This is a genomic window from Streptomyces sp. 63XJN7_1_ISO-PGPR-S23-121 (assembly GCF_056173025.1).
This window is the reverse complement of the sequence record NZ_CM149653.1, coordinates 2821174-2834343: the sequence shown is the minus strand read 5'-3', so window position 1 is coordinate 2834343 and position 13170 is coordinate 2821174. Positions and strand designations below refer to the sequence as shown.

13 protein-coding genes and 1 pseudogene are annotated in these 13170 nt (G+C 73.8%); 3 read left to right on the top strand and 11 right to left on the bottom strand.

What is annotated here, in order from left to right; all coding sequences use genetic code 11:
- Positions 1–22: 22 nt before the first annotated feature.
- Positions 23–1231, bottom strand: coding sequence for an acyltransferase family protein (locus tag AC0VYN_RS12270; protein ID WP_475536003.1), 1209 nt, complete (start codon positions 1229–1231; stop codon positions 23–25).
- A gap of 867 nt (positions 1232–2098) precedes the next feature.
- Here AC0VYN_RS12270 and AC0VYN_RS12265 point away from each other — a divergent pair.
- Positions 2099–2200, top strand: a pseudogene (locus tag AC0VYN_RS12265) (MerR family transcriptional regulator); the annotation flags it as partial.
- 239 nt (positions 2201–2439) lie between these two features.
- On the opposite strand, the gene AC0VYN_RS12260 reads toward AC0VYN_RS12265, so the two are convergent.
- From AC0VYN_RS12260 to AC0VYN_RS12225, 8 genes are all read right to left on the bottom strand, one after another.
- Positions 2440–3432 (bottom strand): LacI family DNA-binding transcriptional regulator, encoded by a 993-nt coding sequence (locus AC0VYN_RS12260; protein WP_475536002.1) that lies wholly within the window; start codon positions 3430–3432, stop codon positions 2440–2442.
- Positions 3433–3478: 46 nt separating this feature from the next.
- Entirely contained in the window at positions 3479–4159 is a 681-nt protein-coding gene (locus tag AC0VYN_RS12255; protein WP_475536001.1) for a GntR family transcriptional regulator, read from the bottom strand.
- The gene (locus AC0VYN_RS12250; protein ID WP_475536000.1) at positions 4156–5157 is read right to left on the bottom strand and encodes a proline racemase family protein; all 1002 of its coding nucleotides are present in this window, start codon (positions 5155–5157) and stop codon (positions 4156–4158) included. Before AC0VYN_RS12250 ends, AC0VYN_RS12255 begins: the two co-directional genes overlap by 4 nt.
- A gap of 11 nt (positions 5158–5168) precedes the next feature.
- Positions 5169–6059 (bottom strand): dihydrodipicolinate synthase family protein, encoded by an 891-nt coding sequence (locus AC0VYN_RS12245; protein WP_475535999.1) that lies wholly within the window; start codon positions 6057–6059, stop codon positions 5169–5171.
- Entirely contained in the window at positions 6056–7438 is a 1383-nt protein-coding gene (locus tag AC0VYN_RS12240; RefSeq protein WP_475535998.1) for an FAD/NAD(P)-dependent oxidoreductase, read from the bottom strand. Before AC0VYN_RS12240 ends, AC0VYN_RS12245 begins: the two co-directional genes overlap by 4 nt.
- The gene (locus AC0VYN_RS12235; protein WP_475535997.1) at positions 7428–7751 is read right to left on the bottom strand and encodes a (2Fe-2S)-binding protein; all 324 of its coding nucleotides are present in this window, start codon (positions 7749–7751) and stop codon (positions 7428–7430) included. The genes AC0VYN_RS12240 and AC0VYN_RS12235 overlap by 11 nt, the downstream gene beginning before the upstream one ends.
- The gene (locus AC0VYN_RS12230; protein ID WP_475535996.1) at positions 7748–8899 is read right to left on the bottom strand and encodes an NAD(P)/FAD-dependent oxidoreductase; all 1152 of its coding nucleotides are present in this window, start codon (positions 8897–8899) and stop codon (positions 7748–7750) included. Before AC0VYN_RS12230 ends, AC0VYN_RS12235 begins: the two co-directional genes overlap by 4 nt.
- An 85-nt stretch (positions 8900–8984) precedes the next feature.
- The gene (locus AC0VYN_RS12225) at positions 8985–9644 is read right to left on the bottom strand and encodes an MmyB family transcriptional regulator (protein ID WP_475535995.1); all 660 of its coding nucleotides are present in this window, start codon (positions 9642–9644) and stop codon (positions 8985–8987) included.
- Between the two features lie 232 nt (positions 9645–9876).
- Between AC0VYN_RS12225 and AC0VYN_RS12220 the strand changes: the two genes are divergently transcribed.
- Both AC0VYN_RS12220 and AC0VYN_RS12215 read left to right on the top strand, forming a co-directional pair.
- Complete coding sequence (locus tag AC0VYN_RS12220; protein ID WP_385460899.1) at positions 9877–10533, top strand: helix-turn-helix domain-containing protein; 657 nt, start codon at positions 9877–9879, stop codon at positions 10531–10533.
- A 134-nt stretch (positions 10534–10667) separates the two neighbouring features.
- Positions 10668–10889 (top strand): hypothetical protein, encoded by a 222-nt coding sequence (locus tag AC0VYN_RS12215; RefSeq protein ID WP_475535994.1) that lies wholly within the window; start codon positions 10668–10670, stop codon positions 10887–10889.
- 34 nt (positions 10890–10923) lie between these two features.
- On the opposite strand, the gene AC0VYN_RS12210 is transcribed toward AC0VYN_RS12215, so the two are convergent.
- Both AC0VYN_RS12210 and AC0VYN_RS12205 read right to left on the bottom strand, forming a co-directional pair.
- The gene (locus tag AC0VYN_RS12210; RefSeq protein ID WP_475535993.1) at positions 10924–11604 is read right to left on the bottom strand and encodes a 4'-phosphopantetheinyl transferase family protein; all 681 of its coding nucleotides are present in this window, start codon (positions 11602–11604) and stop codon (positions 10924–10926) included.
- Between the two features lie 134 nt (positions 11605–11738).
- The gene (locus AC0VYN_RS12205) at positions 11739–13076 is read right to left on the bottom strand and encodes a 6-phospho-beta-glucosidase (RefSeq protein WP_475535992.1); all 1338 of its coding nucleotides are present in this window, start codon (positions 13074–13076) and stop codon (positions 11739–11741) included.
- Positions 13077–13170: the final 94 nt, after the last annotated feature.

Genomic DNA, 13170 nt, shown 5'->3' with positions numbered 1-13170 from the left:
GGCAGGAGCATTCGAGACGTCCCTAGGGTCGCATGCCGAACAGGAAGCGGGTCGCCCGTGTGCGGCGGACCAGCAACTCGTACGCGGTGAGGGTGAGGATGAGAGCGATCACCACGAGCACGGTGTACTCGACTGGGATCGGCGCAGACCAGCCGATCACGAAGTATGCGACGGCGACCACGATCGGCTGGTGCAGGACGTACAGCGGCAGCACGGCTGCGGAGAGATAGCCATAGAGGCGCCGCCGCGTCGTCGGGGCCGGGTTCGGCGCCGCACGCGGTTGCTCCAGCCGCCGACGGTCGAGGAGGCCTGGGATGGCGACCACCAGGCACCATCCGGCCGCACCGAACAGCGCCCGTGAGGCGGTGGCCAGGGTGGTCGTCTCCGTGAAGGGCTCATCGGCCAGGGCAAAGCCGGGGCCGGCTGCCGCGAACAGCAGAGCGCCGAGCCAGGCCGCGGTCCCGGCATCGCGCCGCATCACGGTGCGGAAGCGGTCGTCGGCGGCGAGCGCGAAGCCGGCGACGAAGAACAGCAGGTACGACCAGCGGTGCCAGCCCGCGTAGTCCTCCTCCAGCCGTGCGAAGGCACAGATCGCCGCGAAGGCGAGGGCCGGCAGGAGTACGACGCCGCGCCCGTGCAGGGACGCCTCCGCCACCCGGTCGCCGATGCGGCGGACGCGCTCGTGCGGCAACCACCGGTAGAACGGCACCAGCATGAGGGAGAACACCAGGAGGAGCACGACGAACCAGAGATGGCCGGTCTCGAAGTACTCGCCCTGCACGAGGAAGGGGAACTCTTCGGGCTCCAGGTGCACATCGTAGAAGCGGGGCAGGAAGCCGATGTACGACTCGTGGTAGTCCGTGTCGGCCGAGCGCAGCCGCAGCCACTGCGGCAGCGGGTTCAGCACGAGGGTCGCGAAGACCAGCGGAACGCCGAGCCGCAGCAGCCGCTCACTGACGAAGCCTCTCGCGCCGCGTCGCTGAAGCGAGTGCCAGGCACCGAGGCCGGAGATGAGGAACAGCAGTGGCATGGCCCAGACGACCCCGAACCCGGCGATGAGCACGATGGCTTCGGTGGTCTCGGCGTTCTTGACGTAGAAGTCGTCGTCGGCAGCGAATACGAGCGCCGAGTGGAAGAAGACCAGCCCGATCACGACCAGCATCCGGATCGCGTCCAGCTCCGGCCGCCGCTCCGGTCGCGGTGCCTGCGCCCGTTCTGCGCGCGTCGCCATGTCTGGGCCCCCCCGTCCCCTGTTCGTCACCAGTGTCGGAAAGGCGGCCGCCGGACGCCACCCCCGCAACGGATTCCGCTCATGTCGAAGTTGCTTGTTCGCTGCTCCGTTCGTGGGCGACTACCTCGCAGTCAGACACGCGAATATCTGCATTGGCTGGAGTAGACATTGGGCGATGGGCTGGTTATGGTTTCTCTCGTAACCGAGATCAGGAAGGGCCCGGCAGAGTTGAACCGCCGGGCAGCAGTACGAAGACGGTACGGCGGTGGAGTTCCGAAGCCAGGGTTGTTGCAGGACGGCGACGGGACTGACGGCCGGACCGGGCGGCCCGCAGTGATCAGGGGCCGCCATGAGCAGGACCGCAGTACCCGCAGTGCGGTTTTCCAGTGGTACCCCGGTAAAGGCGTCTGGCTGCGGGCGCGCGTACCGGGAGGTTCGGCAGTGGGGTTCCAAGCCAGAGCAGACGCAGGACGTGCGACGGGGCCGGCTGCCGAAGCGTGGCGCTGTTGCAGGCCACCAGCAGTACCGCAGTACCGGTTTGGCAAGTGATGGATCAGAGGGAAGAACGGAGGAGCCGAGCGCCATCAGGATCGCCCGGACGAGCAGTGGGTCCGGGTACCGCAGGACATCGATAGTGAGGTGGTCTCCGGTCACGCATCCGCGATCCCCGCACTCCCGGCAGCGTTCAGGCCGGGCACGCGGAAACAGAAGGCCGGCGCATTACCGGGGCCGGCAGATGGTGTAGCAGTTCCTTCGAGGCCCTGGCGCCGGTACGGCGCCAGGGCCCCTCCACGCGTTCCACAAAGAGGTGCAACGACGGCAGACGATTCCTTCGGGCGCCTCGACGACGACCACCCCGCCTGCACCATGGGTCGGGCCGCCGAGATGCCCGGCACCACGCAGGGCTTCCTCCTCGCCATCGGCGAAGCCCGCCTCATCACCCCGCTGCGCTCCGCGGGCGGACACCGCCCTGGGGGTCCTCGCCCTGGCCCGCCGACCGCCTCGACCAAGAGCGGCGTCCTGGAATCAGAGAGCAGGGCCACCCGGACGGTTACGGCAAGGTCCGCGACGACGTGAGCCGGAATCTCCCTGGCAAGCCTCAGTCGGCCGGACTCCGGTCGCCTCGCACAGCCCAGGGGCGGCCACCGACACTCCCCGGTGCGCTCCGTGCGACGCATGTCCCGTAAGGCGGCCTCGCCGGCCGGTGGTCAGCGAGGCGCTTGCGCGGTCGAGCCCCGCACCACCAGCTCGGGCTCGAACAACAGCTCCTCGGCGGCCACCGAGCCGCCGCTGATCTGCGCGTTCAGCAGCTCCACGACGGCCCGGCCCATGGCCTCGATGGGCTGGCGGACGGTGGTGAGGGGCGGCTCGGTGCAGTTCATCAGGGCGGAGTCGTCGTAGCCCACGACGGAGATCCGCGACGGCACGTCGAGGCCCTTGCGGCGGGCGGCCCGTACGACGCCGAGGGCCAGCGGGTCGCTGGCGCAGATGAAGCCGGTGACGCCCCGGTCGATGAGCCGGGCGGCCGCCGCGTGACCGCCCTCGATGGAGAACATGGCGCGTGCGACGTACTCGTCCGGCACCTCCCCGATGGACCGGGCGGCGGCCAGTTTGCGGCCCGAGGGCATGTGGTCGCCGGGGCCGAGCACCAGGCCGATCCGCTCGTGGCCGAGCGAGACGAGGTGCCGCCAGGCCTGCTCCACGGCCACCGCGTCGTCGCAGGAGACGCCGGGGAAGCCCAGGTGCTCGATGCCGGCGTTGACCAGGACGACCGGGATGTTGCGCTCGGCGAGGCGCTCGTAGTGGTCGTGGGGCGCGTCGGCCTGCGCGTACAGCCCGCCGGCGAACACCACGCCCGAGACCTGTTGCTGGAGCAGCAGGTCGACGTAGTCGGCCTCCGAGACCCCGCCCCTGGTCTGCGTGCACAGCACCGGGGTGAGGCCGAGCTGGGCCAGGGCCCCGCCGATGACCTCGGCGAACGCCGGGAAGATCGGGTTCTGCAGCTCGGGGAGGACCAGTCCCACCAACCGGGCGCGCTCGCCGCGCAGTTGGGTGGGCCGCTCGTAGCCGAGCACGTCCAGGGCGGAGAGGACCGCCTGCCGGGTGGCCTCGGAGACCCCGGGCTTGTTGTTCAGCACCCGGCTGACCGTGGCCTCGCTGACCCCTACCTTCTTGGCCACCTCGGCAAGTCGTCGCGTCATGAGCGCAAGAGTAGCGCAAGATATGCAAGCTACTTGCGTAAAGGTGTCATCCGCCCGCCCACAGGCCCCGGACGTGGCCGAGGTGCCGGCCCATCACCTCCCGCACGGCCCGTTCGTCCCGGGCGGCCAGCGCGTCGAGGATCTCCAGGTGCTCCCGGGCGGACGCCTCCAGGCGCCCCTGCTCCGCCAGTGCCGTCAGCCCGTACAGCCGGGAGCGCCGGCGCAGGTCCCGTACGACCTCCACCAGGTGCCCGTTGCCCGCGAGGGCGAGCAGGCCCAGGTGGAAGCGCAGGTCCGCCTCGACGTAGGCGATGAGGTCGCCGTCCGCCGTGGCGGCGACGATCTCCTCGGCGACCGGGCGGAGCGCCTCGAGGGCGACCGGGTCGGCGGTGCCGGCCAGCGCGGCCGTGGTCGGGATCTCGATGAGCGACCGGATGTGGGTGTACTCGTCGAGCTGCCGGTCGGAGACGGCGGTGACCCGGAACCCCTTGTTGGGCACGGTGTCGACCAGCCCCTCCTTGGCGAGGTCGAGCAGCGCCTCGCGCACCGGCGTGGCGGAGACGCCGAAACGGGCGGCGAGGCCGGGCGCCGAGTGGACCTCGCCGGGCCGCAGCTCGCCGGCGATCAGCGCGGCCCGCAGCGCGTCCGCGACCCGCTCCCGGTGGCTGGGCCTGCGGCCGCCCAGGTGGGGCAGGGACGGGCCGGTGCCCGTGCTGACGGCGTTCACAGGACGAAGCCTGCCGGGAAGGGGTCCTCCGGGTCCAGCAGATACTGGGCGGTGCCGGTGATCCAGGCGCGCCCGGTGAAGCTGGGCAGGACGGCGGGGTGCCCGGCGACCTCGGTCGCGCCGACCAGCCGGCCGGTGAACCGGGTGCCGATGAAGGACTCGTTCACGAACTCGGTGTCCAGGGGGAGTTCGCCGCGGGCGTGCAGCTGGGCCATGCGGGCGCTGGTGCCGGTGCCGCAGGGCGAGCGGTCGAACCAGCCGGGGCGGATCACCATGGCGTGCCGTGAGTGGCGGGCGGTGGACCCGGGCGAGGTCACCTGGACGTGGTGGCAGCCGCGGATGGACGGGTCCGCGGGGTGGACCGGCTCCCCCTCGGCGTTGACGGCTTCCATGAGCGCCAGCCCGGCGGCGAGGATGTCGTCCTTGCGGGCGCGGTCGAAGGGCAGCCCGAGCCGCTCCAGCGGCAGGATGGCGTAGAAGTTGCCGCCGTAGGCGAGGTCGTACGTCACCGTCCGGCCGTCGGGCAGGGTCGCCTCGCGGTCGAGGGCGACGGCGAAGGACGGTACGTTCCGCAGCGTCACGGCCTTCGCCGCACCGCCCTCCACGGCCACCTCCGCCACGACGGGTCCGGCGGGGGTGTCGAGGCGGACGGTCGTGACGGGTTCGGTCACCTCGACCATGCCGGTCTCCACGAGGACGGTCGCGACGCCGATGGTGCCGTGGCCGCACATCGGCAGGTAGCCGGAGACCTCGATGTAGACGACGCCCCAGTCGCAGTCGGGCCGGGTGGGCGGCTGGAGGATCGCGCCGCTCATGGCGGAGTGCCCGCGCGGCTCGTTCATCAGCAGTCGCTTGACGTCGTCGCGGTGTTCGCGGAAGTAGAGCCGCCGGTCGTTCATGGTCGCGCCGGGGATGGTGCCGATCCCGCCGGTGACGACGCGGGTGGGCATGCCCTCGGTGTGCGAGTCGACGGCGTGCAGGACGAGTCTGCTGCGCATGGCCGCTTCCCCTAGACCAGTCCGGCCGCGAGGGCCTTCTCGGTGGCGGCGCGGACGGCGGCCTCCTGCTCGGGGAGCAGCGGCACGCGGGGCGGGCGGCAGGCGCCGCCGTGGCGGCCCGCGACGTCCATGGACAGCTTGATGGCCTGGACGAACTCGACCCGCGAGTCCCAGCGCAGCAGCGGGTGCAGCTGCCGGTACAGGTCCCGTGCGGTGGCCAGGTCGCCGGCCGTCGCGGCCCGGTAGAGCTCGGCGCAGGAGGCGGGCAGGGCGTTGGGGTAGCCGGCGACCCAGCCCTTGGCACCCGCGACCGCCAGCTCCAGCAGGACGTCGTCGGCGCCGGTCAGCAGGTCGAGTCCGGGGGCGAGTTCGGCGATGCGGTAGGCGCGTCGGACGTCGCCGGAGAACTCCTTGACGGCTCGGACGTGTCCCTCGCCGTGCAGCCGCGCGAGCAGCTCGGGCACCAGGTCGACCTTGGTGTCGATGGGATTGTTGTAGGCGACGACGGGCAGGCCGGCCCGCGCCACCTCGGCGTAGTGGGCGAGCACGGACCGTTCGTCGGCGCGGTAGGCGTTGGGCGGCAGGAGCATGACGGCGCCGCAGCCCGCCTCCCCGGCCTGTTCGGCCCAGCGGCGGGCCTCGGCGGACCCGTAGGCGGCGACTCCCGGCATGACCCGCTCCCCGCCGATCGCGGCGACGGCGGTCTCGACCACCCGGGTGCGCTCCTCGGGGGTGAGCACCTGGTACTCGCCGAGGGAGCCGTTGGGGACGACGCCGTCGCAGCCGTTCGCGACCAGCCAGGAGCAGTGCTCGGCGTAGGCGTCGTAGTCCACGCGCAGGTCGTCGGTGAGCGGGAGCGCGGTGGCGACGAGGATGCCGCGCCAGGGACGCTGGTCGGTCATGGGTGTCCTTCCTCCGGGGGTGTCGGCTGTGGCTGGGCGAGGACGCCGAGGGGTACGGGGTGGGCGAACGGCCGCCGGGACGGGGCCGGTCCGCAGCCGGCGAGACCGGCGACGGCGGGGGCGCACATCCGCCCCTGGCACCAGCCCATCCCGGCCCGGGTCAGCAGTTTCACGGTGCGGACGTCGCCCGCGCCGAGTCCGCCGACGGCCTCGCGGACGGCGCCGGCCGTGACCTCCTCGCAGCGGCAGACGACGGTGTCGTCGGTGACGCGGTCGGTCCAGCGGGCGGGCGGGGCGAAGGCGGCGGCGAGGGCGTCGGCGGACGCCCGCAGCGCCTCGCGCGCCCTGGCGGCCGGCGCCCAGGCCGCCGGGTCGGGCTCGGTGCCCCGCAGCCGGGCGGCGGCCGAGCGGCCGGCGATGTGTCCCTCGGCGAGCGCGAGACCCGCGCCGCCGATGCCGGTGGCCTCCCCGGCCGCCCACACCCCCGGCGCACTGGTGCGCTGCTCGGTGTCGACGGCCACCGTCGTTCCGTCCAGGCGGCAGCCGAGGGCGTCGGCGAGGTCGGTGTGCGGGAGCATGCCGTGGCCGACGGCGAGGGTGTCGCAGGGGAGGTGCCGCTCGGTGCCGGGCCGGGTGTGTCCGTCGGCGTCGAGGGCGGCGACGGTGACGCCGGTCAGCCGGTCGTCGCCGTGCGCGCGGACGACGGTGTACCGGGTGAGCGTGCGGATCCGGTGGCGCAGCAGCCGGGCGGCGTACCCGGCGGCCTCGGGGAGTTTGCCGGCCAGGGCGCGGGCGTGGCGGGCGGCCTGCCCCGGGCCGGCCGACTCGACGAGTGCGGTGACCCGCACGCCGGCCGCCGCGAGTCCGGTCGCCACGGGCAGCAGCAGGGGCCCGGTGCCCGCGACGACGGCGGTCCGGCCCGGCACCACGAGGGCGCCCTTGAGCATCGCCTGGGCGCCCCCGGCCGTCAGGACGCCGGGCAGGGTCCAGCCGGGGAAGGGCAGGACGTACTCGTGTCCGCCGGTGGCGAGCAGTACGGCGTCGGCGGGCACGGCGACCGGCTCGTCCTCGCCGGGCCCGCGCAGCGCGTGGACGGTGAAGGCGCCGGAGTGCCGCTCGACGCACCACACCTGGTGTCCCGTCAGGACCCGTACGCCGCTCGTGGCGAGTCCGTCGCGCAGCCGTTCCCAGGTGCGCCATCCGTGGTGCAGGGCCCGGGGGCGCCGGGCACCCAGTTCGGGGGCGGGCCGGCGGTAGAACTGGCCGCCCGGTCCCGCCGCCGCGTCCAGCACCGTGACCCGTACGCCTCTCGCGGCCGCCGCCAGTGCCGCCGCGAGCCCGGCGGGTCCGGCGCCGATCACGGCGAGTTCAGTCCTCATGCCCGGTTCCCTCCTGGGTGCGGATCACGTCGCCCGGCCGGGCGGGCACCAGGCAGGCCCGCTGGTTGGGGCGGCCGTTGACCGTGACGAGGCAGTCGAAGCACACGCCGACGCCGCAGAACACCCCGCGGGGCCGGCCCGTGCCCCGGGTGGTGCGCCAGGAGGTGATGCCGGCCGCCCAGAGGACGGCGGCGACCGTCCGCCCGGGCAGCGCCTCGATCTCCCGGCCGTCGACCGTGACCGTGCCGGCCGGACGGGGCCGGGCGCGGACCAGACGGAGCGGGTCCCTGCCGCCTCCTCGGTGAAGCGTCACGTGGCCTCCTCGGCGAAGCGGTCGGGACGGAACGGGGCGAGGTCGAGGGCGGGCCGCTCGCCGCTCAGGAGCTGGGCGATCAGGTGTCCGGTGCCGGTGGACAGGCCGATGCCCGCGCCCTCGTGGCCGCAGGCGTGCAGGAGACCGGGAGCCCTCGGGTCGGGGCCGATCGCCGGCAGGTGGTCGGGCAGATACGGCCGGAAACCGGCGTACGTCCGCACGGCCCGCACCCCGGCGAGGAACGGGAACAGGCGGGTCGCGCCGGCCGCCAGTGCCCGCAGCGCCGGGAGCGACAACGACCGGTCGAAGCCGACCCGTTCACGGCTGGCGCCGATGAGGACGGGGCCCGCGAGGGTGCCCTCCACCACCGGGGAGGTCTGGAGGTCCGCCGAGTCGCTGGCGACGTCGGCGACGTAGTCCGCGGCGTACACCTTGTGCCGCACCCGGGGCGGCAGCGGTTCGGTGACCAGGACGTAGCCGCGCCTGGGCAGGACCGGCAGGCGCACCCCGGCCAGGGCCGCCACCTCGCCGCCCCAGGGGCCGGCCGCGTTGACGACCGCGGGGGCGCGCAGGTCGCCCCGGTCCGTGCGCACCCCGCGCACGGCGCCGTCGGGGCCGCGCAGCACGCCGGTCACCGTGCGGCCCGTGTGCAGGCGGGCCCCCGAGGCCCGCAGCAGGTGGGCCGCGGCCAGGGCGGGCATGACCTGGGCGTCCTGCGGATAGTGCACGGCGCCCGCGAGACCGGGGGCGAGGTGCGGCTCGAGGTCGTGCAGCCGGTCGGCGGGGACGACCACCGCCTCCACGCCGGCCGCCCGCTGGTCCGCGGCGAAGGCCTCCAGGCCGGTCAGCGCCCCGGCGGTGGCGGCGACGACGACACCGCCCTTGCGTTCGTACTCGACCGCCCGGCCCAGGTCCTCGGCCAGTCCGCTCCACAGGCGGCCGGAGAGCAGGGCGAGGTCCAGCTCCGGTCCGGGTTCCTTGTCGGAGACGAGGAGGTTGCCCTCCCCCGCTCCCGTGGTGCCGCCGGCCACCGGGCGACGGTCCACCACCGTCACGTCGAGCCCGGCACGGGCGGCGTACCACGCACACGCGGCGCCCACCATTCCGGCCCCGACCACTACGACATCGCAGGTCGGCGACTCGATCACGCCAGTACTATGTCACACATCACAGGGTGGGGGAACGGTGCCGCGACGGTCTCTTCCGGGGCTCGCCGGCCTCGCGCGGACGTGCTCAGTCCGTCGCGGAGACCACCCGCAGGTGGGTGCCGGGGCGCCGGGCCCGGCCGGGCCGCTGCGGGATGCGGCGCGTCTCGCGCAGGACCAGCGTCAGCCGGGTGTACCCGAGTTCCTCCAGCGACCTGGGCGTCTCGACGACGACACGGCACTCGGTGTCGCCCCGGCGCGGATCGGGGTGGTGCAGGAGCCGTACGGCGCCGTCGTGCTCGACGGCCTCCACGCCGACGGCGCGCACCCAGTGCGGCAGGCCCTGCCGGTAGGCGGCCTCCATGATCGGGTCCTGGGCGATGTCCCGGCGGACGGCCTGCAGTCCGGCGTCGTGTCCGAACGTCTCCATGGCGGCGGCGAACTGCGCCAGCATGGGCAGGCACCAGCTCGACTCGTGGTCGGCGAGCACCGCGGAGGCGTCCGGGTGGAAGAGGACGAACCTGAGGAAGTTGTCGTCCGGCATGGCCGTCGGGTGCGGTCCCGCGCCCCGGAAGAGCGTCCGGAAGGCACCGTTGGCGAGGACGACGTCCCAGCGGTGGTCGACGACGAGCGAGGGATGGGGCACGGCCTCCAGGAGGGTGGCGTAGTCCTGGAGATACGCCTGGGCGTCGGGGGTCGCGGGAACGGGCCGCGGTGCCGGCCGCTGCCCTCCTGCCTGAAATGCCATCGGGAGGTCACCCCTCTTGCCTATGCGGCCTTCTCGCGGCGTCCCGATCCTGGTGCCCCAACGCGAGGCGTGTCAACTATCGTGGCATTTCGTGCCTGTTGACGGCTGAAATTGGCCACAGTTGTGGCGAGACCTGGATGTGAGTTCGAGCGGCAGGCTACTCTCCGGGAAGTTCACGGCTACCGCTTGTGAGAAGCCTGTGAGGGCTGTGAGAGACGTAGGAGATCTGTCGGTGACCGGTGGCTTCGAGGGTCCGGGTGCCAAGCCGACGGCCGTACTGCCGGCCGTGGTCGCCCGCGTCACCGCACTCGCGGACCGGCTCGGGGTGGCACACGCCGAGGTCTTCGACGTCGGCGCCCTCTCCGCCGCCTCCGGTGTCCCCGACTCCGTGGTGGGGGCGCTGCTGAGCGGCCGGCCCGCCGGAGAGCCCGACGTGCAGGCGCGGTTCGTGCAGCGGCTGGACCTGCTGCGCCGCACCCGTCTCAAGCCCAACGGCCGCAAGTACACCCAGCAGGAGATCGCCGACGGTGCCGGCATGTCCCGGCAGCAGGCCGGCGCCCTCATCAACGGCGACCGGCGGCCCACCATGGAGCACTGCGACGCCATCCAGCGCTTCTTCCGCGTGCACGCCGGCTTCCTGACCGCCGAGGACCCCGAGGCGCTCGCCGGGGCCCTGCAGCACACCGAGCAGGAGCTGCTGCAGCAACTCGCCGACCGCGAGCGGGCGGCGGCGGGCCCGGCCGACGATCCGCTGGAGCGGCTGCTGCAGGACCACGGCGTGCGGGGCATCGCCTGGCGGGCCGCCCAACTGCCCACGGACCAGCACCGCGACAAGGTCGCCGAGTGGCTGGACATGCTCCTGGAGAGCGTCAAGCGCCCCGAGTCGTAGGCCCTCGCGGGGCCGCGGGCAGGTCCTGAGGTGCGGTGGGACGGCATTGTCAGTGGTGGGCGGCAAGCTGGTGGGAGTGCCACCGCGGTGCGGGGGCGCGTGACCGCCGACGTCGTTGTGGGGAGAGCCGACCGATGACCACCGCCGTGCTGACCGACCGCGAGCGCACCGCCGTTCAGGCCTACCTGCGCCTCCTGCACACCGTCCGGGCGGGCTTCGACACGGCGGCGGGGCCGCCCGTCGTCCCGCCCTCCGTGCTCGCCGAGGCGGATCGGGCGCTCGAGGCCGCGGGCCTGGCCGGTAATGAGGACGCCTTCTTCCGGTTGCTGGGTAGTTGGTGCCCGCCGCACCCCTGACCGACCGTGGGGCGCAGCGGCCGGGGGGCGGCGCTCAGGTGTGCGGGACCGGGATGGCCGTCGCGACCAGTCCGCGGCGGGCGGTCCACCGACCCTCGAAGTGGGTCAGCCGGCGGCCGCCCACCCACGGCCCGGGCACCAGGAGAGCGGCGCGCAGTCCGCCGCGGCGGCCGTCGTCGGGATCCACGGAGATCTCGATGTCGGCCTCCTCGAAGTCCAGCCACTGCCCGGTCAGGGGGAACCAGGCCTTGAACACCGACTCCTTGGCGCTGAACAGCAGCCGCTCCCAGTGGATTCCGGGATGTTCCCCGGCGAGGCGGCGCAGCCGCTCCACCTCGACCGGCAGGGACACGGCGGGCAGCACGCCGTCGAGGAGCGGCCCGTCGGGTTCGGCGTCGATGCCGAGGGAGGCCAGATCGGTGGCGCGGGCCAGGGCGGCGGCGCAGTAGCCGTCGCAGTGGGTCATGCTGCCCACCAGCCCGTCCGGCCACCGCGGTGCGCCCCGTTCCCCGGGCAGGACGGGCTGCGGGGGGACGCCGAACTTGCGCATGGCCCGACGGGCGCAGGACCGGACCACGGTGAACTCGCGGCGCCGTTTGTCGACCGCCCGCGCGACGAGGGGCTCTTCCTCCGGCAGGAGGGGCGAGTGCCCGGCGTCGTACGGGTCGTGGGTCTCGACGGTGACGACCGTGTCGGGCAGCAGTTCGTCGATCACCGGTTTCCTTCCTCGGCGGCGTCGGCCGGACACGGCCCAGCGGGGTCCGGAGCCGTCCGTGGACCATGGTGTGGTTCCGGAGTCGGGGGGGGACCGGTCGGAGAGCGAGAGGGTCCGGAGCCGCCCCCGACGGGCTATGCGAGGTAGGCCAGGCCCGGGTGGGCGTCAGTGTAGCCGTCGACGAGGCGGCGGGCGACGTTCACCGAGTCGACCAGCGGGTGCAGGGCGAAGGCCTTGACGGCCGTGGCGCGCGAGCCGGTCTCGGCCGCCGCCAGCACCTCCCGTTCGACGGCCTTGACCGCGCAGACCAGTCCGGTGGCGTGTCCCGGCAGCGGGTCCACGGCCACCGGGTGCGCGCCGCTGGCGTCGACCACGCACGGGACCTCGATCACGGCCTCGGAGTCGAGGACCGACAGGGTGCCGCGGTTGCGGACGTTGAGGATCAGTACCGTGCGCTCGTCGCGGGCGACGGCCCGCATCAGCGCCAGCGCCACCTTCTCGTAGCCGCCGGACAGGTCGTCGGCCTCGCGCTCGCCGGCGCCGGCCGCCTCCCGGTTCTCGGCCATGTAGGTGGCCTCGCGTTCGGCCCGGGTGCGGTCCCAGGCGGCGAGGGCGGGGGTGCCGGGGTGGCGCATCTCCTCGTAGAAGCGGGCCTGCTGGTCGCGCAGGAACGCGCCGCGGGTCCGTTCGGCAGCCTGGTAGGCGCGCACGGCTTCCCGGTTGAAGTAGTAGTAGTGCAGGTACTCGTTGGGGATCGCGCCCAGCGAGCGGAGCCACTCGGCGCCGAAGAGCCGGCCCTCCTCGAAGGAACCGAGCAGGGCGGGGTCGGCGAGCAGGCGCGGGAGCTGGTCGCGGCCGGCGACGCGCAGACCGCGGACCCAGCCGAGGTGGTTGAGGCCCACGTAGTCGATCCAGGCCTCCTTCGGGTCGGCGCCGAGCACGCGGGCGATGCGGCGGCCGAGGCCGACCGGGGAGTCGCAGATACCGATGACGCGGTCCCCGAGGTGGCGTGACATGGCCTCGGTGACCAGGCCGGCCGGGTTGGTGAAGTTGATGACCCAGGCGTCGGGCGCCAGCCGGGCCACGCGGCGGGCGATGTCCTCGGCGACCGGGACGGTGCGCAGTCCGTACGCGATGCCGCCCGCGCCGACCGTCTCCTGGCCGAGGACGTCCTCGGCGAGGGCGACCCGTTCGTCGTCCGCGCGGCCCTGGAGGCCGCCGACGCGGATCGCGGAGAACACGAAGTCGGCGCCGCGCAGCGCCTCGTCGAGGTCGGTCGTGGCGGTCACCCCGGGGGCGTCGGGCACCCCGGCGGCCTGCTCGGCCAGCACCCGGGTCACCGCCGAGAGCCGGCCGGCGTCCAGGTCGTGCAGGACGACGTGGGTCACGCGTCCCTCGGCACGGTCCGCGAGGAGCGCCCCGTACACGAGCGGCACCCGGAAACCGCCGCCGCCCAGAATCGTCAGCCTCACGTCCGCACCTTCCCTCACGCACCGGCCTGCCCGCCGATCATGACACGCCCCTCGCACGGGCGGGTCGCTCACCGGGCGTCCGGCCGGTGTTCGG